We start from the raw sequence: 25478 nt of genomic DNA on the forward strand, positions 1-25478 counted from the left end.
TGTGTTAAAGCACCCCTTTAGTTCAACAAGGTTATAGAATGGGAGAACACTACTCCCACTCATAATCACCAGTTACCAGCTCGACCTTTTCTGGTATTATTTTTTGAAGAGAGTCTATTGTTGAAAAGTGTTCATCATTTGAGAACGCAGTAATATAATCACCATCATCCCCTACCCAAAACATAGTGGAACTTTCAGTTAAAGTTGCTATCGGGGTATTGGCTATCCACTTTAATTTAACTAGTCTAGTTCGGTTTTTTTTAGTCCTTTTTACAGGATAAGGTGACTCATATTCCCTTTCCTCCAGTCTGAATACATCCTGTTTTAAGGACCATAATGATAAGTTCAACATGCTTCCATTCCTGTACAAATAAGGATAATATCCCTTAAACTGCTGTGGGCTGCGTATAATTGCCTTTACAAAGAACGTGTCTTTACGACTCCCCTTCATATAATTAAACTCTATATTTTGCATCTTAAACAGCTCTTCGTACTCTGCTTGTTGAAAATCATAGATTTCCGCAAGTGAATAAATTGGGTAATAATCTGAGTTGTTCATCCAGTTGCAAAAAAGTTCTTCATGGATGTCTCTTTCGAGAAAAAAAGAAAAATCTATGATGTATTTGAAATCACCGTCAATTTCAAAAGGATAAGTAGGTTCTGAACTTGGTGCAGATTTTACTTTTTCGGGCGGGAAGTAATCTATTTCCACCTTCAATTTAATCACCTCTTTAAAAAAATAGAATAATTATATTACACATTAACACATAGATTTCTCCAACTAAACTGCTAGTTAAAAGAAGGGGTTTTCTGAATGTATGATATTAGATATTTTCGTACATTGACTTAGATTTAGCCACGATAATTGACCTTATAGGCAATAAAAAAAAACTTTCAATAGAAGGATCCTTTTATACTTTCTTATTCCACTTAAGCACTCCGTTAGCGAATGAAATACCTTAGAGAAAAATTACAATAAATAGTAATCCTATACCTATAAGAAATCCACCAATCAACTCATAATTGTCCAACAAGAAGAAGAATTTACTTTTACTATTAAAATCGAATGATATAATCCTTTTTCTTAACCAAAATCCAAAAATGATAGTAAAAAAGAGCCCAAAAAGAAGTAATAGTGGAGTATCTTTTATATATGTTTCACTTCCCATTTTTCACACCTACCAGTAATCACTAAAGATTAATAATTAATTTTATTTATCTTTCTTTTTATAAAAGTATACTGCTTCTTTAGTTGAATAGGGAGTTTTTCTGAATGTATGATTTTGTATAGAATATACATTCGTAAAAGGCCGTCATTTGGCGGTCATTTTATGGCGCTAACGCACCCGTTAGCTGAAGAAGAACCTTTAAATTACATCATTTAATACTTCTTTAATATATTCCTTTAATTCCTCTTTTACTTCTTCAACTGATTCATCAAGTAGTTCACCGATAATTTTGCTTCCAGGAATATTTTTTGAAATCGGCATACCTAATAAGGAACGTTCGCATACCCATATTTTAATTATATGTAAATCAATAAGTTCACCGCTTTTGTCAGCAATCCCTATCGAAACAGAGGAACTGTATCCAGGCTTAAAAGGGTCATTGCCTTCTTTATCGAACCCAACATCAAAATCTAAGTTTTTCTTGGCAAAAACAGATTTATTTTCTTTTAACAATCTTTTGATATGGTCTTTTAAAGTCGATTCAGTATTTTTAATCTCTTCCTTTAATTCTACATTGAAATCCTTATGTTGATACTTCATTAAAAATCACTTCATTTCCAATAGGATAAATAAAAAATTCGTCAAGCTATTATAAAATCCTTCTTGAACTAAACTGCCCCGTTAGTTTATGTGTAATCCTTCACAATCTCAATTGCATTAGAGATAAATATTTGTTTACTTTCCTCAACAATATGGCCCTTTAACGGAACAACTCTATGTCACTTAACAGTTCCTTAATCTACCTTTCAATTCAAATGTTCTGCCCTTTTCACTATAATAAAACGTAATCGACAGAAGAAAATTAAGTTTAACCCACCATGGAAAAATTACCTGTCATTGGAGCTTAATTTTTACCAATCCTATTAATGGAGGTGGTAATCATGACAAATCAAAATCCTATTGAGTATACTGGGAAGGTTCTTGATCAACGAAATGACCTTACTGGACCTGACGATTCAGGCAAGGCATTATATCCAAAACGGCCCAAGCGTGTATCGATCCAGGAGCCTAAACGAAAGTAGATCAGACTCTGACCCCCAAGCGGTGATGCATTTTCCAAATGGGGGTCAGCTTACATAGACATAAGAACATACTTTAGTCTTTTTCATTTATTTCTTCCTGAACTAAACTGCCCCGTTAGTGCAATAAGTACAGCTTTATAAATATGTATAAATATTTGTGTGTATACAATTCCTCTCTGAGTAATGATTCAAAATGATTAATATACATACTGCCGAAACATACATCAATTAATTTCCAGATACATAAATAGGCTATTGCTATGATCGTCGAACTAAGTATTAAAATAAAGAAAAACTGTTCGTACTCTGTATAGTATAATTTTGATACCATTTTCACCTGGAATTCTACTTTGGCTTACTGAATGAGGTGTTAACATGACAAAAAAACTATGGAAAAATTCCGTAGATGTATGGAAACCTTATTTTGATCAATCCTATACTTATTGTGAATTTGCCGAACTTAAAAATTTCTTAATTGACCCAAGTGAAATCATTGGACTATCCCGACCAGAAAATGAAATAAACGAAAGAAGAATGAAACAATTAAGATCTCAAGTAGAACTTAATGGTTGGAATTATAATTTACCTATGTGTGTTCATTTGTATAAAATACCATTTGGGAGTTATCTAGTAGGTCGCGATGGAAACCACCGCACGCTCCTAGCTACTGAAATGGGATTAGCCAAGATTCAAGCCGACATCAGTATAATAATCCCTCATAGTATCATTAATAGTGATATTAAATCTGTACTAGGAATACTTGAAGAAGAAACTACATCTGATAATAAATTAGATATTTACCATTTAAAAAACAAAATACTCTTGGATTTAGCATCTAAATTGGGTATCTTACCACAATCATTAAAAGAATAGGTTTAAATGTAAATTGTTTTATTTCCACAACATATTCACAGTTTTTGTCGTTTGTGCAAGTTCCCCTATTGGCCGAGATCCTAACTATAAAAAAGATTACTTTTTGTATAAATATTTTTCTTGGATATAATATTTCAATATTAGGAATTCAGTATATTTTTCACAAATCTCTTGTTTACTAAATTAAATTAAAAATCAACAAACCATTTTCAATCGTGATTCATCAATATTTATCATAATTAAACGTCTAAATTGATTACATGTCTAATATAATATTACATCAATATAATAAAGTTTTTGTATAATGCCGCTTTTTTTCGCATTTATATCTAATTTAACTATATTAAAATAATACTTTCGTGCTTTTTTTGTAAAAAAATTTCTGAAAATGTATTTCATTCGCGTATGTGTCGAAGTTAATTTTATCTATTAGGATTTCAGAATTGGATAATCATATGATTTTAATTCGATGGAAAAAAAGAACGCCTCATCCCTATCCATCCAAACGTTATACCATTATTAATTGAATATAAAAAATTACGAATAACAGAAACATTATAGTGAACTGATACTTATAATAAAAAATAACAAGCAATTTAACCCTTGTGTCCTACATAAAATATTCAAGGAAATATTAGAACGAGCTGGATTACCCGCACATCGCTTTTCTTTGCATCATTTAAGACATACGATTGCTACCTTACTGTTACAAGAAATTAAAGATAAAGTGGATGTGAGAACCTTACAACAGTTATTTGGACATGAAAGCCTTGCTAGTACTAGTAAGTACACTCATATAGACTTTGAACAGAATAAAAGCTACTTAGTGGTTATAATATAATTAATTATTGATGAAAAAACGACAGAAATTAATCTGTCGTTTTATTCTGTCATAGAAGACTTTGCTATGGCATTTATTTAAACATATCAAATAATTTTTTTAGTTTTAACCATTCTATTTACTTTAATATTCAAAGTAGCATCCTATATTGCCGATTGGAATAAAAACTTCATTTCATTTTGCTTATCATTAGAAGCTTCTTTTTTATTTTTTTCGATGGCTTGAAACATCTTGCATTTGATTTTGATTGCAAAAATCCATAAAAAATCACCTCAAATGTTTTGATGTTTGTAATGCTCTATCATCAACTTTTCTAATAATTTTGGATTTGACTTCGAAAGTTCTAAAATGAAGTTTTCTGAAAACGGGAGGCCTGTTAATAAATGATTACCACCTCTCTTCCCCATTTCTTCGTGGTCTATGGATGGGAAATCACCCTTTTCTTCTGTAACACTTTGTTCTAGCTCTAATTCTATTTTGGTCAATTCCTCTTTGATTTGTTTGATTTTTCGTTCATGTCGTCTAAGATAAAGATCAACGTTGGCTCCAGAGCTGTGTCCAAGTAAATATTTGATGGTTTCGACTGACAATCCTTGTTCATTTAAGAGTGTGGCAATCGTGTAGCGAAAACCATGAGGAGTTACCCTCTCTTCTCCTTTCCAATCCAGAAATTCATTCACTTTATTGACCACAGCATTCAACTGCTTATTTTTAAGCGGGTAACCCTTAATTCCATAACTAAGTGGATCGTCATCATTCAGTTTCATTTCTTCTACGTGTTTCCGTAGTTCTTGCATTAACAGAGGCGGAAGAGGCAACACCTGCATCTTGTTTTTCGAATTCCTAACTTTTTGATTGTAAATAATCAAACCCTCTTCCCAATTAATGTTTCCCACTTTCAATTTGGTAATGGCCTGGTTGCGAAGGCCCGTAAACAGAAGCAGTTTAATTGGTATCCCAATATAAACCCCTTGTTTTTTCAAGCCCTCTAATGCGCTGTACACTTTTTTTAAATCATCCATTTCCAACGTACGACTATGTGGGCCAACATGCTCGCCAGGAACACTGGACGCTTTAAAGGCATTTGTTTGAACGATACCTAACTACTTATAAAACGCATAAAGAGATGAAAGAGCTGCTACCCTTCTCATAATGGTTTTATACGCAACAATATTTTCTTTTTGTTGTACAATCCACCTATTCACAAGACTTAAGTGTTGCCCATTTTCTAAAGTTGATTCCAATCCTTGACTAGTGAGAAATGTTTCAAATAGTTTCACATCATATTTATAACTGTCAAATGTGGTTTCAGACCAATAGCGATGTTCTTTCATAAACAGTAATGCTTGAGACAAACTGGTTTTGAATTTACCAAGCTTTCAATTGGTTGAAATTTCTCTTCCATAGTGGAATACTCTTCCCCTTTCATATGGTAGTGGACCTAAAATAAAGAAGATTTGATACCAGTATTCGCTATGAAAATGTAATCTATTCATCTATATGTTTTTCGGTATTTTGTGTTTCTTAACTTTTGCTAGAAATATATTTTTTTATATTTTTTACGATACATTACTCTCATTTTTTTGAAAAAAATCTATTTTTATTTATTGTTAGTTGAAATTTAAAAGAGAAAAAAGATTTTAAATTAACTTTAACAAAAAACAAAACCACATTATATGGTCCATAAAAGGAATACATAAAATTCAGAAGTCCAACCTTTTTCATTTACTTCTGTAACTTTTATAAATTTTGATGTGATTTATTGAAATGTAATTCCTTAATCGCCCTTAAAGCTATATTTTGTTAAACATTATGTAGCAGAGCCACATAAAATCAAGCCAAACGCATGATACGTCTGGCTTGATCTTCTTATAGCTAAAATTCGGTATATGGACAATCACGGGAACCAGTAATTTTTACTGGCTGACCTTATAATACGAACGCACCCGTTAGCTTAAGTACAATAGTCTATAGTTAAAATTTTACATCATAATAGGATCACTATGTAAGCAGGGTTCGTCATCTAAAATTAGTCTTTTATCGACAAGAATCTCGTAAAACTTAATTTCTAACCTATCATTTTAAAGCTAGATAACAAAAAATAAAGAAAGAAAAAGCTCCCACTCATATTTTCATCTGTCATGAGTAGGAGCTTTTTCTGATATTATTGACTGTTCAATACTTTGAATCGATTCATTTCTTATTTAAAATTTTTTTTATTTCCCTATTATTTTATCTTAATTCCACTCTAATTGGTGGAACTATCCATAAAAAAACAAGAGTAGTTCGAGACTATTATACCTCAAGCTACTCTTGTAAATGAAATTCTCCTATTACTAGATTTCGCCGTTACTTATGATAAGGCTCACCGTGATATATCTAAATGAGGTTTGTTTTTAAGATTTATTATTTAGAACACGGTCAATATTCGTTTTTCCTAATTCTCGTACCGCTGTCCAATAGAGTGCAACTTTTGCCGTTGACCACATATCTTCATTATTAAAATAATCACAAAGTTATTATAAATAAATTTTTACCGTATTATTTTATCAAATTAAAACTAAACACCTCAGAATTCTGATAATAATTTGACATTAAAGAAGGCTTTGCTTTTAAAAGCTATGAAAGAAAAAACCGCACCTATTATGGTACGGTTTACTGGAAGCACATATATTTCCTGCTATATCAGTTGCTGATACTTAAATTTGTGTTCGTTCACTTAGCTTTTCCCTAAACTTATTTTCCTTTATTATCTATTTCTAAGTCTTTTTGATATTTACCATTATTATATTTTGTTAAAGAAGGTATACCAGAGATATAACCAATACCACCTGTTTTATTAATACCAATTTGTTCGTCAACAGCTTTAACTAATTCATCTTTGTTAACAGCTGTAATTGACTTACTTTCTACTTCATCACCAGGATGTTGGAAATTACTGAAAATGTATGAGAAACCATTGCGGTCATCTGCAGCAAATAATCCTGTTGCTTCCGCTCCTGCTGGGACAGATAAAATACGTTGTAATTCTTTCGTATCAACATTATATGCCCAAACAAAGTTATTTGTGTGAGCACCGCTATCTTCACCAATAAAGAGGGTTCTCATTGCTTCAGAATAACTTAAGTTATCTGGATTCGCTACTTTGTCTACATTTGCAGTGTTTCCATATGCATCAGCTTTAGGAAGATCCTCCCCTACTACCAATCCATGCATTGATGGTGCTACATAAGAGCTATCAATAACTTTTCCTCCGCTATCCTTTTGACCACCTTGCAAATCTAATTGATAAGTTACACCGGCTTTAATTTTTGGTAATTGGATATGGTCTGCTGGATCTTTTCCTGTTGAATCTTTTTCCATGCTCTTACTTTGATCGGAAATAGCAATATATACTTTTTTATCCTTTTCGTTTAACGCTACTCCTTCCATTTTGTTAAATTCAGTAGTCGCACCAAGCATTGCTGCGTATCGGCGTGTTTCAAGGAAAGCCGCTGCTTTTTCTTTACCAGGTTTAAGTTTTAGATATTCTGTTTTACCATATGAATATTGTTTTATCGCTGTAAAACCTTCTTTAGGTACATCAGAAGTTTCAAAAATATCATTGAATGTAATGCCACTGTCAATAATATTTTTCATTTCTTTATCTGTTGCATGTCCTAAATTAATCCATTCTAAGTCTCCTGAACCACCATTCTCAGTTCCTGTTTGTTTAAATTTCGCTGCGTATAGTGTACCCGCTGATAAATCTTTTGCTTTATCGGCTACATACATAAACATTCCTGTATTACCGCCATCATCACCGTAAAATACAGTTTTATTATCAGGCATTACTTTAGCTAACTCATGGGAGAAACGTCCTGTGCTGTAATGTTTTACAACTGATGCTTTACCATTTTTATCTACAGTAATTTCAGGGGTGTAGCCATAGAAATAAGGATTAGCCTTTGCTTTATCTCCAAAATAGAATTGAGCAAATGTTTCAACTTGACTTCTTGTTTTTGATGTAGGATCTGCAAATTGGCGAGCATCTGGCTCATATTCTTCTGAACCTAAGTGTGTATTCCAAGGTGATAAAGATCCATTACATGGAATCCAAAGTCCATTTACTGCTGAAAAATCAATTTTTTTAACATTGGCAGGTTTAAGTTCACCTGTTTTTTTGTCCTGTTCCATCTCAGTTAAAGACATAGATGCTGGAACTAAACCGTAAGCTGATTGACCAGCAGCATCAATTGTTTGATATTCATAATGTGTAACCATATAAAGTTTGCCGTCAATTGGCATTAATAAACTATTTGAATCCGGAGCATCTGAAACAAAGTATTTTCCATCTGTACTACTTGGATCAACGATTGGATTTCCGTTCACATCAATCGGTGTACCAGCAGGGATTTTTTCCCAATTAACTGTTGCTACCTTATCTTCCGATTTAAAAAGGTAGTTATAAGACAACGGAAATGTTTTTACTTTTCCATTGCTATATTTCACATCAACTGTTGCAGTTGTATACGTTTTTACCATTTCATCAATAGTAGATGGTGCTTTCATTCCGTTAAATTTAACAAATTCTATTTTACTATTATCTTTAGCTGCCGCTGCTATCGGTGATAATGCTGGAACTGTAATAGCTAAAGCAAGAGCTAGAGTAGCTCCTGTTTTCACAAGTTTCTTATTAATCATCTAGATATTCCTCCTAGTAGATTTATCTTATACAATTCAATTAAGCCAGCTCAATATTAATTTAATATTAATAGATTATTAAATTCTTGTAGAGATTAACTTTTGCGGCGGTCATCAAGAGAGGATCATAATATTCCATTAGTAGAAGATTGTATTGAAATGCAGGATACATCATATTGAAACGTCCTTTGCTGCTTCCGGAGGTATTGGCATTTCTGGTTAAGTAACCTTTAAATTTAGTTTCTAAACCATAAAAGCAGTAAATGAGCAGGCCATTATGAGCCTGCTCATTTATTGAATTGCAGTATTCATTTAGGTTAATTATAAAAAAAGTGGTAAACCAAACTATCAAAAAACCTCATTTACTTATGATACGGTTCACCGTACATGATTCTAAACTATATGCCCTGTTAGTTTAAGTACAAACCTTCACAATCTCTTCTAAGCTATAACATAGACATCTTATTTAATTAAAGGTTTTGTTCCACAATCTGGCCCTTTTCATGAAGAAAGACGCTTTCCTTATTTCGGAAAAGCGCCCTTTAATTGAATAACTAAAATATGGTCTCATTCCTAAAATCACATAATTCTTATTGAACTAACGCACCCCGATAGTTTAAGTACATTTCTTCACAAATGGAAAATTTCTATCCATGATAAAAAGGTAATTGCCTCTTTTATCATTCAACTGTATACACGGCTACGGACTTGTTAATATTAACTTTCTTGTTTTGACATCATATATTTTGTAACCAATTTCAAACATATGGTCCTTTGTAACTGTCACCTTACAATAATAAGGGATTGACTTTCCATAAGCATCAAGTGCAGGAATATCATTGAAAGTAAACAGTTCATCTGTATCGAGCATATTAAAGTCCGCCAAAGAAGAACGACCTGATGAAATTTCAACAACACATTTTCCACTGACGACATCATATTCCTTTAGCACAACATATTTTAGGCTTGGGAGGGTAGCAGCTAAAAGAAAAGCACCAATTACAAAGCTTCCTAAGATTTTACCTACATTTAATAATGAATATTCTTTATCAACATACATAGCAAAAAAAGTAAATACTGCACCTATTACTAATAAAGCTCCTACTATGAGCATGAAATAATAAATGATCATCTTTTCACTTCCTATAACAATTGAATGGTAATATTACCAAATGATAATTGTTCTTCAACTAACCTGCCGCGTTAGTTGAAGAACAATAAGGATTATTTTGAACTATAAACCTAAAACCTTAACAGTTATAATGATGAACAGTAAAATGATATTTAGCCAGACGAAAAATTTAATCATAACCTCAGCCCATAACTTCCTACGCAATCCAAAATAAAGGATAACACCATAAATTAAGAGGCTAATAACTACACGAAATTCAGATTTTTTTTCAATTCCCAAGTCGAAAAAATCAATGAATGTATATATTAAAACAGTGATAGCAAATAAAAAAAGGTATACCTTGAAAATTTTTTCTTTTCTCTCGGACTCATGTTTAAATTCATACATTTTTCTTACCTCAACTTATCTTCTTTTTCCTTAAGTTTAACAAATATGTACTTAAACTAACCTGCTTCGTTAGTTCAATAATCAAAAAGAGCCGCCAGTGTTGGCAGCCCTGATCTTCAAGTAAAGCTACCCGTTAGCTTAAGTACAATTTTTCACAAACTCTTTATAATAAAGCATTATCATTATATAGAAATTGACTGGTTTTACTCAGAAAACTCTTTGTTTTTGGGGTGTTTTTTTATGAATCAGTTTTACAATAGTTAAGTTAAGCATTAAGAATACTCCGTATCCTATAAGTATTCCGAATGTATTTAAAATAACATCATCAATGTCGGTACTACGCCCAATAAACATTTGAATAATTTCAATAAAGCAAGTTACTGTTAAACCTAAAAATAAAACTCTTTTAAAGGAATACCACTTTTCCCAAATTAAGGGGATGAAAAACCCTAAAGGTGAAAACAACAGTAAATTGGCAGAAATATTCAAAAGTGATACGCTATTCCAATCATCAACATTCGTATTTGTTTCAAAAATATATTGATAGAGAGTGTAAAAAGGTATTAGATTTACCTTAGAAATTTCATTTGATAAATGAACATTAAAAAAGAATTCACCAGTATCACTAACTATCCCCATATTCCACCTTGGAATGATTGTTTGGGAAGCTAAACCAACAAGATATAGAACAAAAATTAACATTAGTATTTCATTCATTATCATTATTTGTTTTTGTCTCTTCTTTAAAAGAACAATTCTACCAACAACATAAAAAGGTAGTGCGACAATAATATATCCTATCATACTCTGTATGTACATTAATATTAAGCCCATATTACGTTCCCTTCCTAACGGATTATATTATCTAAATTATACCACTTCTACTTACACTAAACTGCCCGTTAGTTTAACAAGAGAATGTTAAATTAATGAACAATTTAATCCGACTGCGCCAGAAAAAAGCCAACATTTTCTCATAACCCTAGCCCTTAAACGTGTTGTTCTAGAATCTAAACCATTACAAAAAGACGTCTTCTCATTGGAAGAAAACGCCCGATTACTAAACAACAAAAACCTTATATTGGCAAGGTTTTGATATTCCTTTTTTTTCAAAAATCATTAGTCTTCTTTCATTATTTCATCAAAAGCTGAGGAAACTCTGTCGAATTCCCCGTCGTTTTCAATACCTGTAAAGTCACCATCCTGATCAACCTTTAAAAAGAAGACATCAATGTCTTCCTCGGTTTCTTCTTCAAGATCCTCCACAAAGCTGACTGCAACGTAATCTGTCCCTTCAATATTTAACGCTGCCAGCACTTCAACTTTCTGCTCCTGTTCATTCTCATCGGTAATCGTAAAGATTTCGCCTATTTCAATGTTTTCCATACGATATCTCCTCTCCTTTTTAAAAAATTGTCTTGCACTAATTACTGTATAAAAGTATTCATACTCATTTTATTTCCAAAGAGGAACAGATTCATGCAGGAAATTAAGATTTTAAAAGGCTTTACTCATTAATCAAGTAAAGCACCCGTTAGCTTAAGTACATTTCTTCACAATATTTTAGTTAAGTTCACAAAGACTTGTCGCTTTCGCTTAAGTCCCTTAGTTACCCACTTCCCATTTGAATTTTCCATTATTTTTCTTAAGTTGTTGTTTCACCAATTCTAATTCATAGAAACTTAAGTTTGTTTTTTCTACAATCTCTTCGTTTGATTTACCTTCTTTTAAAAGTGCTCTTGCTTTCTCATATCTTGATACCTCAAACTCAAAATAACCATGATAGAGTTTGAGCTGCTCTCTTACGTCCTTTAATTCTACATAGCTTGTTGGTATCATGTGAACAAGTTCTTCATCCGTTTTTCCTAATTGAATCAGGCTTCTTGCGATTCGATACCTTTCATTTACAGTTCCTGTACCATAACCCATCCTATACCCGTCATCCCAAGCAGTATCATAGCATTCTTTACAATGAAGGCATTTGTCTTGGTCTTTCTTAACAAAACCTGTAAGAATGATTACAGAAATTAATGTTAAAAGAAAAAATGTTTGTTTCATAAAGCCACACCTTTTTATCTTAGTATGACCTGTTAGTTCACTAAAGAGTCAAATACGCATTATTCGTTTTTCTTCTTCTTCAACTATACTGCCTCTTAGTGAAGGAAGAAACTAAATTTTTTGAGCAGTATAACAAACCAAGACCACAGGTTCCTCATTTGTTTGAGGCTTAAAATAAGACTCCCCCCAAGTTACTTTAGCTATTATTAAATCGTTGTGTATTGCTAATATTCTTGGAAAACTAAGATTTGGAAACCTTGAATCATTCATTTTAAAATCTTCAAGTAAACTCAACAAACTTTCACTGCCTAATGCTCTTTTTGAAATGAACAGAATTGAATCCCACAAAAATTCTACTTCTCCTATATGAGAAAATTCCTTTTTGTAAATATGCTTGTTGTTTTCTAACTGCTCCCAATTACCCTTTACTTGTTCTCTTTCAAATAAAATCTTTTGAATAGTCGTCATCTCGGCGACTATATCTATACAGTCATTTATACAATAAATCCTATACCCTTCCCTAAACAACCAATTAATAAATTGAGGAATTACAATTCTATTCTGTTGACTGATTTCAACAATATACCTATTTATAGTTGATAACTGTGACTTTACTTGTGGTTCCTCAGTATCAACAACGTTTCCATTATCATCAAACCAAGTAAAATCCTCGCCTTGTACTGGTTCGTGCTTTTCTATAAACATTTTGTACCCCTCACTTAAAATTGTTTAAAAATGAATACCTACCTTTTCCTAATTATAACATTCCTTGTTCAACTAACCTGCTCTTTAGTTTAAGTGTAACAATTCACAAACTCAATTAAAAAAAGAGAATCCTCTCTTATTTTTTTGATTTTACAACTGGTTGCTTGCAATATCTATTAATCTATTTTCAATTGCTATGTCCCCAACCAATCCAAGAGGATTAGGGATTTTTTTAAATTCTTCTTTTTTTATTTTTTCGCAATCACTTATGGGCAGAAGGCTATTACCGACACTTCTATAAAATTTATCCATAAATTCAGCAGCATATTCCACCTTATTTAATTCATCAGAGCCCATTATCATTTTCTGATAGGAACCTACAAACGTCCAGCAATGATTATAAATCGAAGCTATTCCTGAATTAGCAATAAAAGAGAAATTCCTTTTCTCTATATTTTTAATTACTTCTTCAAGGTTTATTGGCTGTTCGGTGAAAGATTCTATGTAACCGATGATTATATCATCATTTTTATCTAACCGTATATCGCCCGCTAAGACTACACCGTAAGCATATTTGTTAATTTGCTGAAGATAAATTTCGAAAATTTGTCCTGGGTATATTTCACGAAATTTTTTGGCAACCATTCATTTCTCCCTCACTTTTTCTCTTCCTTGATTTATATCCTTTTAATATTACTTGGTTGACTCATATTCTTACATCGATTTTTTTATTTCCCTTCCTAAGCTAACCTGCCAGTTAGCTTAATAAACTAGATTAAAAAACTCCTCTTATTTTATCTCAAGAAGAGTTTACATAATCACCCTTATCGGTACTGAAAAAGGAACTTCATTTGAAGATCCTTTTGTGCTGCTTGTTTAATTAAAGCACCCTGTAGTTGAATAACAACATCTTTTTTGTTAGTAAATAAAGCGAAAATAAAGTGCAACAAGATAATTAACGACAATAATGAGGGAATAAATTTTTCCGAATAATAAAATACACCCTTTTTCTTTTCTTGTGTAAATCAACCATCCAATACACAATATCAGTTGAATAATATACAAAGGGGATACTGCAAGTTTTGAGTATAGTTCTGGAAAGGTTGTTTCCATAATTTTGTCATCCATTTAAAATTCTCTCCTTAAAGCACTCTTTACTTGAATAAGAAAAGGCATTAGTCATTATAACTGTTCATTAAGAAACATTATAAATTTTTTTTGAACGTCTTCCTTCTTAAAATCCTTTGCACACGATATGTGTTTTGTAAATTTTTTTGCAATCATGATTTTCATTAAAAATATATTTATTAACTTAATAGGTCAATTCCGGTAGAATATAATCGAGATTTAAAGTATTTCAATATTCTAAAAGATCTAGATTATGGGAATTAATAGGAGGTTAATAATGGAAAAATCTTTTACTAAGTATTTATTATTGTTTTTCCAATATATATTTTTCACGATAAATATATATATATTATTGGGATCTTTGGCATCCTTATTTCCATTTGTAATCTACAATATAGATCAAGGTTACATTCTCGCTAACATTGTTCGAATTTGCATAGTTATAAGTATTTTATGTGGATTAATATTGACTTTTATTTTTTATAAAAAACAAATTAATATGAAAAAAACTTTAATTATCAATGTTGTAATACTTGTGTTATTGATGAGTGTTTTATATTTTAGTATAGACTATTTAAATGATAAGATATCAGAACCATTTTATGAATAGCTAAAGGAACTTATTTTTCATGCTTAACAGTATTTCAGCTAATAGTACTTGAGTTTCTTGTTCAGTGCAAAATAATAGTGAATCCTCACATGAATACTCTATACAAATCTAGTAAACATAAAGTACCTTATAGGCACTGAAAAAGGATCTTCAATCGAAGATCCCTTTTATGTTGTTCAATAAATTAAAATATCTATTTGTAAAAAATCATAAGTACAATTAGAAAGACCGCATTTGGTGGTCTAGATTGCTATTCCCCTTTTTTGGGGCGTTGGGCAAAAACATTCATTTACTGCCTCTTAAAATTTTTATCTACTAAGGGGTTTCCTTCTTGATCAACCATAACAGTCAGCCCAGCACCATATCCTTCCTGCTGGAACATATATAAAATCCCAGTTTCATTATCACAAATAACTTTAGTAACCTTTAGTTTTCCTTGTGTGTAAATCTCTTCAAAACGTTTATCAGCCATTATCTCACTCCTCCATGTTCTCTTAAGTTAAACAATCAAAGATGACCTGGTTATCCTATAATCTACGTTTGTTAATGTAATGTGGTAAATATGAGCCTTCTTTTTTCAAATTGATCTCTCCTTTTTTAATGTCAATAATCTGTATTTATTGCTTTCTAGATTCCACGAATCATTTCTATTTCCTTTATTCTTATTCCTCAAAATGGCCTTTTAGTTTAGTTAGGTTTCCAAGTAACACATGTATACTCAATACAAACCTAGTTAACATAAAAGGGAAAAGAAAAATACTGATGAAGACGCACGAAATGACAGAAAATGGGAGTGGACCGGATACAATGAAGCTTTAAAGTCGAGACATTTTATAAGGTAAAAACGACTTCCACCTATGAAGGGATATATAAATCTTGCCTCCAGAATATAGTTAAAAGAGATGATGAAGGAGGGGATGGAATGCAAATTCATGTGGTGCAGGGTGGAGATGCCCTTTGGTCTATTTCACAGCGTTATGGTGTTACGATTAACCAAATTGTGACTGCAAACCAACTGCAGGACCCAAATAGACTTGTAGTGGGTCTTGCCCTTGTCATTCCAACGGCTAACCGGACCCATACAGTCCGTTCCGGGGAGACATTGTGGATGATAGCTCAACGGTACGGGACGACCATTCAGGCAATAGTGCAAGCGAATAATATAACTGATCCATCACAGATAGCCCCTGGGATGGTTTTTATTATTCCTGCCAGGACTCATGTTGTCCAATCCGGAGAAATCTTATGGCAAATTGCTCAGCTTTATAATACTACCGTTCAAGAAATAATCAGGTTAAATCAAATCCAAAATCCTAATGTAATCTCCAAAGGTACCGTTTTAAGTATTCCGTTCAGAAAGCCCGTAACAGATGTGAATGCTTATACCATCAATACCGGGGAACAAGGAGCAAGTGATATTCGAGATGTCGGAAGATACCTAACCAACTCAGCTCCCTTTGCTTATACGTTTAACGAAGATGCAACCCTTAATACCATTACCGATGTTCCAATAATACAGGCATCGGTTGCTGAGAGGGTCTCCCCAATGATGTCAATTACAAACTTTACATACAAAACTACTGGATCTCAGTTAGCTCGTACTATTCTTTCCAGCACGGATCTCCAGGATCGATTATTAACCAATATTTTAAATGTTATGAGACAAAAAGGATATGAAGGGTTAAATATAGATTTTGAAAACGTTTATCCCGCAGACCGTGAACTATATAATTCATTTTTACAACGTACTGTTGACCGTTTACATCCTGCAGGATATTACGTCTCCACTGCACTTGCTCCAAAAGTAAGCGGCGAACAGAAAGGATTGTTAGTTGAAGCACATGATTACCCTGCTCACGGGCGGATTGTGGATTTTGTTGTCTTAATGACATATGAATGGGGATACAGACTTGGACCACCTCAGGCAATTTCACCTCTTAATCAAATAAGAAGAGTCTTGGATTATGCTGTATCTGTCATTCCAAAAAACAAAATCTTTTTCGGATTCCAAATTTATGCCCGCGATTGGCTTCTTCCGCATGTCCAGGGGCAATAAGCTGAAACATTCAGTCAGCAGGAGGCTGTCCGACGTGCCATTCAGTATGGTGTGGCAATCCAGTATGATCAGGTAGCTCAATCCCCATTTTTCCGGTACACTGACGCCCAGGGCCGAGGACATGAAGTTTGGTTTGAGGATGCCCGGAGTGCACAAGCAAAATTTGATGCTGTAAAAGATTATGGACTGAGAGGAATCAGTTATTGGGCACTCGGTTACCCGTACCCACAGAACTGGCTTTTGCTTGAAGATAATTTCATTATCCATAAATTACATTAAGGAAGTTAATTTGCAGGTCTCCGTATATGGTTAGTCTTTTTTTTGTTTCTCAAGTCAATTTTTATGACTTTAATGCCATTTTACAATAACACTACATTAGGCTTTCTTTATTTCACAATCGCGCCCGATTGTTGAAGATCAGTGGCTGCTGAAGATGGCTCACACTTATTGAACTCTAGTACCCGTTACTCCAATAAGAAACTTTCGATTGATACAAATAAAATAAATATAAATCCAACTATACTTAGCCAGCCGTAACCTTTTTGTCCCTTTTGAAATTCTCTTAATCCCATTACCAACATCGTTAAACCTAAAAACAACATCATATATGGTTAAAACTTAAAATCCTCAGTAATCAATCCATACCCTGCAAGTGAAATAACTGTTATTGATAAAATAATTTGCAAAAACTTTAACAATTAACCATCCCCTTTAACCAAGTTACCACATATTCCTAATTGATTGTTAAACTATCCTGCTCCGTTCGTTGAAGAAGTTTTTCCGAATGTATGATTTTGCATATTTACATACATTGAAAAAGGATCTCCCAGTGAAGATCCTTTTAGCTACTTGTTAAATAAAAGCGCCCGATTGCTGAATAACATTTTTGTGTTTTTAGGATTTATTTTCCTTATTTGGCATGACAATAAGCGAGATCGCTGTATCAACTTTTGATTGCTCAAAATATTTTTAGCCCTTATAGCTAATTCTTCCTATCTAAATCAATTCTTTAAGTCCTATGAATATTGAATTCCAACCATGTTCAGTTCCATCGGGATACTCTCTAAGACTTTTTTAATATCAGATTTTGTCCAAATTTCTTCACGTTGTAGGATTTAAAACAAAAAGGATTGAATATGAATTAGTTTCTTTCTAATACTACATTTGGATAAATAGGGTCTTTTAATTCAAATTCATACGTAATTCCGTCTACTATTCCTACTACCTTTTCACTATCATAAAGGTCGAGCATAAATCCTGCCATTTCTTTAGCAGTATGATACTTTGGTAAAATACCCGCTAATTTAACATCTTCTTGGAGATCATAAGAACGTTTTGTAAATTCTGTTTCAGTTGCAGCTGGAGCTAAAATTTTTGCTTGCATGTTTGCCCCTTGCGCTTTTAGTTCATGTGAAAGCCCTTCTGTAAACGCACTTACATAAAACTTAGTTGAGCAATAGGTAACAGCATCTGCAACAATTCTATATCCTCCACCTGATGAAACATTGATTAATTGAGTTCCTTCAATATTCGAGTAATCTCGTACGAAAAGTGATGACAAAATTGTTAGAGCTTCGATATTTAAATGTAACATTGTCTCGATTTTATTTAAATTTTGTTCTCCGACAGATGCGAAATTTCCAAATCCTGCATTGTTTATCCAAGTCTCAATTTGATAATTTTTAAGTCCTTCATAAAGCTCATATACATTTTTACTAACTGATAAATCAGTTGTTCGAATAATAACGTCTAAGTCTGAATTAATCTTCGCTATTTCTGATTTTAATTTCTCAAGCTCATCAGTTCTGCGAGCAACTAGGACTAAGTTTTTTCCACGTAATGCAAAAGCTAAAGCAGTTTCATAACCAATACCTGAACTTGCACCTGTAATAACTGTATATTTCACTTAAATTCCTCCTAAATGATACTCTTTGCTTGTGTTGTTCAAATTTATTATAATTTGTACAGTTGTTATTATATTCCTTAGAGTAAACTCTAAGTCAAATCCTTTTTTGACCCTTAGTATTTCTATAAAAAGAGGAGGTAAATAAATATGTACACGATCGGTGAAATAGCTCAAATATTAGGGGTTAGTACACACACGTTACGATATTACGAAAAAGAGAGTATCATTCTCCCAGATCGAAATGAAAATGGAGAAAGACGGTATACTGATTATCATCTAAAATGGTTAACCTTTGTTCTTAAATTAAAAGAAACTCAAATGCCCATAACACAAATTGAAGAATATACCAGTTTATTAAAAAAAGGGGAACAAACTACTGAAGCAAGGTTAAAACTTTTGGAAAATCATAAAAGTTCTATTGAAGTCCTGTAACCTTGGAATAAAGTTTGATTAAAAATACCTCACAAACCCATATTTTACGATAAATTTGAAAAATCCCTTTTGAAAAAAGTTTGATCAAAAGGGATTCTTATTCAGCAGATTTAAGTTAGATTTTTATAAAAAAGTTTGATCATTTTCTACCTATGTTGTTCAAAAATCACTCCCGATTGCTGAAGATTATTTCTAGTTAAATTAGTATAAAAATGATTATTTAACCTAAAAAAACGCCCCTTTACTAAGAGGTTTATATCTGCTTAATATGTTCTTTTATTTTTTGGATAATTGCTTTATAAAATGAAATTTGATGTGGTACGAATTTATTCCTTCCCACATATTCTTCAATCAATGTTTTATTACCACCTTTATTTATTTCAAATCCCTTTATTTCAATTGTTTCTCTTTCACCAAACCAAAGTTTTGTAAAGTCGTTAAATTTTGCTTTCACAATACCTGAAACTTCTTCTTCTTGAAGTGTAAAGTCATCAAATGTATTCTCACTCTTATATAAAAAAACGTTTGCTAATTCCTTATCAATAAAGTTTTCTTTAATTACACAATAATCAAACACTCCTAACGGTACTAATTCATCAAATGGGACATCAATTCCAATTTCCTCCTTTATTTCCCTTACACCATCCCTAACTGTTTCATCAGCCAATAAATGTCCAGCAGCAGTAATATCCAAAAGATTTGGATAGTCTTTTTTTATATCACTACGAAGCTGTAAATAGATATAATCTATTCCTTTTTCATTGCTGACGAACCAGCAATGAAACGCTTCATGCCAATATCCAATTCTATGTACATCCTTACGAGAAGCAACACCTATTTGATTTCTGTCTTCGTCAAAAATTCTTAATTGTTCATGTTCCATACTTTTATCCCCTTTCATGAAGATACCAATACTTTCTATTTATGTTACCGCAAACTCTTCACTGTTCTGTAAAATCACCTTATACAAAAAAGAGGCTCCTTTAAAGTACGCCCGATTACGGTGAAAATCGTTATTTGTTAATGAACATCTAAAATTCAAAAGTGACCTTCGATTAAAGTGCCCTTTAAGTGAAAAAAGAAACCAAAATTTATTCAGAATAGAACCAAGGGATAGCTGGTGGGATTCCTGCTTCCGGTAAAAGATAAACAATGACGAAATACAAACAAATTAATACACCAAAAAGAGAAACCAAAATAGAAAGTAAAGGATTGACTCTTTTTATAATTCCATATATTCCACAAACAAAGCTAACTAAGCCAAGGAATAACTCAAAAAGTGCCACTGGATATACGGAGAAATGTTCCAATACAAAAATTCTAATATTGTTAAAGATAGAAATAACCAAGATAAATAAAACTTGTAAAATTAATCCCCATACAGGAATGCTCAATTAAAACCGCCACCCTAACTCACAAAAATCTATACCAATTATAACAAAAAATGGTCATTAAGTATTTGGGTATAAATAGCCCGATTGCTGTAGATTTGGAATAAAGTTTGATTAAATTAACTTAATGAACCTTGATAAAAGAACTAATAGAAAAAGCGTGTTTTGAAAAAAGATTGATCAAAACACGCTTTTTCTAAATTCAATTGAATCATCCTTTTATAAAAAAGTTTGATAACTTTTGTAATTCTTGCTCAATTAAAGCGCCCTTCGTATTATAAGGTCAGCCAGAGAAAATCTGGTTGACTATTTTTTATTTAGTCTTATAGATTGATAGTAGCCGGGGTAGAACGTAAGCGCCCGTGGGACTTGATCCCGACCGTTAAACTGTTCGCCCTCTACTTGTTAACACATGATTAGGCTGGTTGGGACAGGGAGATCCCGTATAACAAGCGAAGATATGAATAACAAGGTAGATAGAGGTTACCGGTCAATCCACTGCATAAGGAGGAGATAACTCATGAATCCAGTTGTTGGTCTGGATGTCGCAAAAGGTGCAAGTCAGATTCAAATGTTCTTGGATAAAAAAATGACTTATAAAAACAGTGTGAAAGTTGAACATACGGTGGAAGGATTAGAAGAGTTACACTCTTATTTACTAGATTTAGAGCGTCAAACAGGGATGAAACCGCCTATTGTTTTAGAAGCGACAGGTCACTATCATGCCCCAGTTGTACAGTTTTTAGAAGCAAGAGAGTACATTGTCATCATCGTAAATCCACTCGTATCTTATCGAGCAAAAAGCTCTAATTTGCGAAAAACGAAAACAGATGCCATTGATGCTTATCACTTAGGTGAGATGTACTACAAAGAGGATTTAGAGCCTCAGAAAAAGCGAGGTATTCAATTATTAAACCTTCGGCATCTAACAAGACAACATGAAAATATGACGGGAATTATGGTTCAAACAAAGCTTCAATTCCAAGCTATATTAGATCAAATATTCCCTGAATACAAAGGAGTTTTTGGGAACTTATATGCCGAAATTTCATTAAAAACTTTACAAACCTTCCCTACCTCCGAGTCTGTCTTAATAGCTGGTGTCGAAGAAATTGCACAGTTTATTAATATGTATTGTAAAGCACGTTCATTTGATTGGGCGCTTGAAAAAGCAGAGGAATTAATCGTAGCTGCAGAACGCAACCCATTTCAATCAACCCTTTAACATAGCCTTCTTGTCAGTCTGAATATGTATATAGATTTACTTCAAGCGTACCACCAACAACTTTCTACGTTGGAGCGTGAGATTGATCAGTTAGCGGTACAACATGAAGAATATGAACTACTCCAAACAATTCCCGGTATAGGTGAAAAAATCGCTGCAACGATTATTTCTGAAATCGGGGAAATTGATCGGTTTAGTCATCCCAAAAAGTTAGTTGCCTTTGCAGGACTTGATCCAAGTGTGTTTGAATCAGGGCGCTTTAAAGGTACAAAAAATCATATTACCAAACGTGGCTCAGCTAGGCTTCGCCGTATGCTTTATACAGCCGTTCGCTGCTCTATACGTGATAGCCGGAAAAAGAAAACAACTGACGAAACTATAGCACGAAATAAGAGATTACGAGCCTTCTACGACTTGAAACGCGAAGAAGGTAAACCATACAAAGTAGCTATTATCGCTTGCGCTAATACGCTTTTACACTGGATTTATGCAATGTTAAAAACGAAAACACCGTTCCAAGAAACCATTTAGTAACAATATTTTCAAATACAACAAAAACCTTCCAAATTAGATTCGGAGGGTTATTTGAGTTGTTCATTTTTAGTATAGCATGAGTTCTTTTTCTATAATTCTATCAAAAAACGTTCATAAAAGTATATATGATTCAACGGCCGTTCGTAAAGTAATTTTTGAATTTTATGAACGCTAATATTAACCGTTTTTAAACCAAGAACACCCGTTCGAAAAAAGTGTACTTTTACGAACGGGTAAAATGTAATGTTAACATGTTTAATTTTTTCATTTAGATTTTACTACCTACACCAGTGCCTCTAAATCCAATCTTTAATCAAATTTAGACAATCTATCAATTTGTACTTGTGGTTCTAAAACATCATTCACCTTTTCTACAAGAATATCCTTATCTATTTTAAATGTAGCTGTTTCTTTAATTTTTGTAGATGAAGCCCCTACTTTTACTTCATATGTTCCCTTTTCAATTACCCATGCTGATAACTCTTCATCAAATGATGCAATGTCTTTTGCATTAAGCTCAAATTTTAAATTCTCTTTTTTGCCTGGACGTAATTCTTTTGTTTTCGTAAACGCCTTCAACTCTACTTCTGGCTTTTCAAGCTTACCGTCAGGAGCTGAAACGTACACCTGTATTGCTTCTCTCCCTACTTCATCCCCTGTATTTTCTACTGTTGCATGAACTGTAATCTTATTTTTGAAATTACCGTTGTTTGTCACCCTTACCTTACTATAGTCGAATGTTGTATAGGATAATCCATAGCCGAATTCATAGGAAGGCTTTACATTAAATGTTGTATTGTAACGATATCCCACATAGATATCTTCTTCATACGGGAAGCCGCTGGCAGATCCAGGATATCGATCCGCATAAGGGAGATCGCTGTAGTCCATAGGGAATGTTTGTGGGAGTTTACCAGATGGATTTACTTTCCCAGTTAAAATATCAGCAACTGCATTTCCTAGTTCTTGACCTGGCTGCCACGCAAGTACAATTCCATCTACTTTATCTTTCCAGCTTTCCACTTCTATCGGTCCTTCTACATTTAATACAGCAATGACTTTCTTTCCTTTGGCTCGATAGGCATTGGAGACATTTTCGACCATTTCTTGTTGAGATTCAGATAGGTAGAAGTCTTCTTTAGCACGGTCAACAGCATAAGACCCAGGTGCAGATCCAATAACTACAATACCAACATCTGTATTTTTAGCTGCTTCTATGACATCTTCACTAATATTCATTTCAGGCAGTTTTGGTCCAACTGAACCAAATGTACCTGGTGTACCTTTATACGCATCTTGACTTCTTAAGTCTGAAACATAATCATCGTATTTTTCGATAAGTGACTCATTTAAAGTTAACCCTGCATTTTTTAGTCCTTCTGCAATTCCAATTTGATATTGAGCATTTACTAGTGCACTTCCTCTTCCACCAGTATTAATTTCACTGATTGGGACGCCAAATAAGGATGCACTTACATTATTTTGAATCGGTAATGCTGATTTTTTATTTTGAAGTAGGACCATACCATCAGCAGCGGCTTTTCGCGCTACTTTTGCACCTGCTTCAAGATCAGGATTATTTGAAGCTATTGCTCCTTTAAAAGTAGGAGTTTCAACCACAATACGAAGTATTTCTTTGACATTTCTGTCTAGAATAGCTTCTTCCAAACTACCGTTATTAACAGCATCGATAATTCTTTGTGACTGAGCAGCATTACCAGGCATAAATAAGTTTGTTCCTGCTTCCACCTGCTTAACAATATTTCTTGTTTCACCAGACTCCCAATCCGTCATAGCAAAGCCGGTAAAACCAAAATCTTTTCTCAATACATCGGTTAATAATTCTTTGTTTTCCGTTGCATAAGTACCATTTATCTGATTGTAGGAATCCATAATCGACCACGGATCAGCTTCTTTTACAGTCATTTCAAAACCTTTTAGGTAAATTTCTCTTAGGGCCCTTTGACTGACAACCATATTTCCATTGTTGTTTGTTCGTTGGTTAAAAGTAGCCAAATGCTTAATGGTTGTACCCACACCATTGTCTTCAACAGCATTTACGAATGCTGTTGCCATTTTTCCAGTAACAACAGGATCTTCTGAGAAATACTCAAAATTTCTGCCGTTTAGAAGGTAACTCTGAATATTCATTCCTGGGGCAAGAAGTAGATCGATACCATATGCCTTCATTTCATCGCTTGTTGCATCACCAACTTCTTTGACTAATTTAGTATCCCATGTAGAGGCTAAAACGGTAGGTGACGGGAATTTGGTAGCGTAATAGGTTTTGTCATCGTTCGTTCTAGTAGCATTTATTCTAACTCCCATAGGTCCATCAGCCATTACAATTGCAGGGATGCCTAAACGCGGTATTGCTTGAGTTTGTCCAGCAGCTCCTGGAACTTTTGTTGATTGTCCACCAATTATTTCTCCATTTTCATCAGTTAGCCCGCCTTTATTACCCCCAACAACCAAAAAGGCTTTTTCTTGCAATGTCATTGCTGCAACAACTGATTCAATTGACGCTTCATCTACTAGCTGAGGAGTAGCAACCTGGTGTGCTCCCACATTTCTTTTTCCAATTTTTGAAACTTCATGTGTCTGAGTAGCCGCGCTATTGACTATAACAGATTCAAAGCTAAGTCCGGAAATGACGACCCCAGAAGCAAGTGCTATCGCTAATACCTTTTGCCTTCTTTTCTTTTTCATTTTTTTTAACAAATTTCTCACCCTTTTCTAAAATTTTAAGCGCTTACATTTTTTTTGCAATGTCTCATCACCTATGTCTCATCACCTATGTTAAGCACTACTACTACTATTTTACCAATACTCTGAATAATCTGCATAGTTGTGAATACTGTACTTTTTTGCTATTACTAGCACTTTTTTATTATTTTCGTTTGTTTTAGATAGAGTGATATACCCATATGACTGTTTTGAAAATTGCTAAGGTGATAAATCAATGAGTTTATAGATGCAGCCTTACAACAGAATGTTGCTTTGAAATAAGGTCTGATCAAAAACATCTTACAAACCTGTTTATTATGGTAAATAAAATGAATCCATTTTAATAAATATTGATCAAAATGGATTCTTCTTAGCAAATTTAATTTTGATTTATATAAAAAAATTTGAGTATTTTTTCCAATGTTGTTTAACAATCGCGCCCGATCGTATTATAAGGTCAGCCAGAAATTATTTCTGGTTGACCATTTTTTATATCGATATATGATAACGGTAGCCGAGGTAGAACGTTCGCGCCCGTG

Annotated in this window: 21 protein-coding genes and 3 pseudogenes; 6 read left to right on the forward strand and 18 right to left on the reverse strand. The window is 33.2% G+C overall.

Annotation, left to right across the window (positions count from 1 at the left end):
- Positions 1-49: 49 nt before the first annotated feature.
- Both V179_RS0108245 and V179_RS0108255 read right to left on the reverse strand, forming a co-directional pair.
- Entirely contained in the window at positions 50-712 is a 663-nt protein-coding gene (locus V179_RS0108245) for a hypothetical protein (RefSeq protein WP_235179085.1), read from the reverse strand.
- Positions 713-1367: 655 nt separating this feature from the next.
- A complete protein-coding gene (locus tag V179_RS0108255; protein WP_028391038.1) occupies positions 1368-1769 on the reverse strand; it encodes a hypothetical protein in 402 nt (133 codons plus the stop codon).
- 341 nt (positions 1770-2110) lie between these two features.
- Here V179_RS0108255 and V179_RS31000 point away from each other — a divergent pair, with 341 nt between their 5' ends.
- The 3 genes from V179_RS31000 to V179_RS29865 all read left to right on the forward strand — a co-directional run bounded on the left by V179_RS31000 (position 2111) and on the right by V179_RS29865 (position 3965).
- Positions 2111-2251: a hypothetical protein gene (locus tag V179_RS31000; protein WP_154663997.1), complete on the forward strand. Its 141-nt coding sequence runs from the start codon at positions 2111-2113 to the stop codon at positions 2249-2251.
- Between the two features lie 375 nt (positions 2252-2626).
- Positions 2627-3124, forward strand: coding sequence for a hypothetical protein (locus tag V179_RS0108265; RefSeq protein WP_028391039.1), 498 nt, complete (start codon positions 2627-2629; stop codon positions 3122-3124).
- Between the two features lie 577 nt (positions 3125-3701).
- Positions 3702-3965, forward strand: coding sequence for a tyrosine-type recombinase/integrase (locus tag V179_RS29865; RefSeq protein WP_235179087.1), 264 nt, complete (start codon positions 3702-3704; stop codon positions 3963-3965).
- Positions 3966-4237: 272 nt separating this feature from the next.
- Here the strand turns inward: V179_RS29865 and V179_RS0108270 are convergent, their stop codons facing one another.
- The 11 genes from V179_RS0108270 to V179_RS0108330 all read right to left on the reverse strand — a co-directional run bounded on the left by V179_RS0108270 (position 4238) and on the right by V179_RS0108330 (position 15140).
- Positions 4238-4987 carry a tyrosine-type recombinase/integrase gene (locus V179_RS0108270; protein WP_028391040.1) on the reverse strand — a complete coding sequence of 250 codons (750 nt, stop codon included), beginning with the start codon at positions 4985-4987 and terminating at the stop codon, positions 4238-4240.
- 81 nt (positions 4988-5068) lie between these two features.
- Positions 5069-5299: a site-specific integrase gene (locus tag V179_RS0108275; protein ID WP_028391041.1), complete on the reverse strand. Its 231-nt coding sequence runs from the start codon at positions 5297-5299 to the stop codon at positions 5069-5071.
- Positions 5300-6701: 1402 nt separating this feature from the next.
- Positions 6702-8648, reverse strand: a complete 1947-nt coding sequence (locus tag V179_RS0108280; RefSeq protein WP_051404890.1) for a PhoX family protein — start codon at positions 8646-8648, stop codon at positions 6702-6704.
- 700 nt (positions 8649-9348) lie between these two features.
- Positions 9349-9780 (reverse strand): hypothetical protein, encoded by a 432-nt coding sequence (locus V179_RS0108285; RefSeq protein ID WP_028391043.1) that lies wholly within the window; start codon positions 9778-9780, stop codon positions 9349-9351.
- A gap of 594 nt (positions 9781-10374) precedes the next feature.
- Positions 10375-11001 carry a VanZ family protein gene (locus V179_RS29070; protein WP_051404891.1) on the reverse strand — a complete coding sequence of 209 codons (627 nt, stop codon included), beginning with the start codon at positions 10999-11001 and terminating at the stop codon, positions 10375-10377.
- Between the two features lie 285 nt (positions 11002-11286).
- Positions 11287-11553, reverse strand: a complete 267-nt coding sequence (locus tag V179_RS0108300; RefSeq protein WP_028391045.1) for a DUF1292 domain-containing protein — start codon at positions 11551-11553, stop codon at positions 11287-11289.
- A 219-nt stretch (positions 11554-11772) separates the two neighbouring features.
- Positions 11773-12225 (reverse strand): hypothetical protein, encoded by a 453-nt coding sequence (locus tag V179_RS0108305; protein ID WP_028391046.1) that lies wholly within the window; start codon positions 12223-12225, stop codon positions 11773-11775.
- Positions 12226-12336: 111 nt separating this feature from the next.
- Entirely contained in the window at positions 12337-12930 is a 594-nt protein-coding gene (locus V179_RS0108310) for a hypothetical protein (RefSeq protein WP_028391047.1), read from the reverse strand.
- Between the two features lie 150 nt (positions 12931-13080).
- Complete coding sequence (locus V179_RS0108315; RefSeq protein WP_028391048.1) at positions 13081-13575, reverse strand: hypothetical protein; 495 nt, start codon at positions 13573-13575, stop codon at positions 13081-13083.
- A 273-nt stretch (positions 13576-13848) separates the two neighbouring features.
- Positions 13849-14058, reverse strand: a complete 210-nt coding sequence (locus tag V179_RS0108320) for a hypothetical protein (protein WP_028391049.1) — start codon at positions 14056-14058, stop codon at positions 13849-13851.
- Between the two features lie 899 nt (positions 14059-14957).
- Positions 14958-15140 (reverse strand): DUF6440 family protein, encoded by a 183-nt coding sequence (locus V179_RS0108330; RefSeq protein ID WP_028391051.1) that lies wholly within the window; start codon positions 15138-15140, stop codon positions 14958-14960.
- A 450-nt stretch (positions 15141-15590) separates the two neighbouring features.
- Between V179_RS0108330 and V179_RS27495 the strand changes: the two are divergent.
- A pseudogene (locus V179_RS27495) lies at positions 15591-17003 on the forward strand (LysM peptidoglycan-binding domain-containing protein).
- A 185-nt stretch (positions 17004-17188) separates the two neighbouring features.
- On the opposite strand, the gene V179_RS32370 reads toward V179_RS27495, so the two are convergent.
- The gene (locus tag V179_RS32370) at positions 17189-17329 is read right to left on the reverse strand and encodes a YczI family protein (protein WP_407637230.1); all 141 of its coding nucleotides are present in this window, start codon (positions 17327-17329) and stop codon (positions 17189-17191) included.
- Positions 17330-17865: 536 nt separating this feature from the next.
- Positions 17866-18630 (reverse strand): SDR family NAD(P)-dependent oxidoreductase, encoded by a 765-nt coding sequence (locus tag V179_RS0108345; protein WP_028391052.1) that lies wholly within the window; start codon positions 18628-18630, stop codon positions 17866-17868.
- 147 nt (positions 18631-18777) lie between these two features.
- Between V179_RS0108345 and V179_RS27505 the strand changes: the two are divergent.
- Positions 18778-19053: pseudogene (locus V179_RS27505) on the forward strand (MerR family transcriptional regulator); the annotation flags it as partial.
- A 262-nt stretch (positions 19054-19315) separates the two neighbouring features.
- On the opposite strand, the gene V179_RS0108355 reads toward V179_RS27505, so the two are convergent.
- Positions 19316-19945, reverse strand: a complete 630-nt coding sequence (locus V179_RS0108355) for an NUDIX hydrolase (RefSeq protein ID WP_028391053.1) — start codon at positions 19943-19945, stop codon at positions 19316-19318.
- Positions 19946-20153: 208 nt separating this feature from the next.
- Complete coding sequence (locus V179_RS0108360; protein ID WP_028391054.1) at positions 20154-20456, reverse strand: hypothetical protein; 303 nt, start codon at positions 20454-20456, stop codon at positions 20154-20156.
- 517 nt (positions 20457-20973) lie between these two features.
- Between V179_RS0108360 and V179_RS29870 the strand changes: the two are divergent.
- A pseudogene (locus V179_RS29870) lies at positions 20974-22209 on the forward strand (IS110 family RNA-guided transposase).
- A 312-nt stretch (positions 22210-22521) separates the two neighbouring features.
- Here V179_RS29870 and V179_RS27510 read toward each other — a convergent pair.
- Positions 22522-24933, reverse strand: coding sequence for a beta-glucosidase (locus tag V179_RS27510; protein WP_051404892.1), 2412 nt, complete (start codon positions 24931-24933; stop codon positions 22522-22524).
- Between the last annotated feature and the right edge of the window lie 545 nt (positions 24934-25478).

This window comes from Bacillus cihuensis (assembly GCF_000504145.1).
In the GTDB taxonomy this organism is placed as follows: Bacteria; Bacillota; Bacilli; order Bacillales; family DSM-1321; genus Peribacillus; species Peribacillus huizhouensis.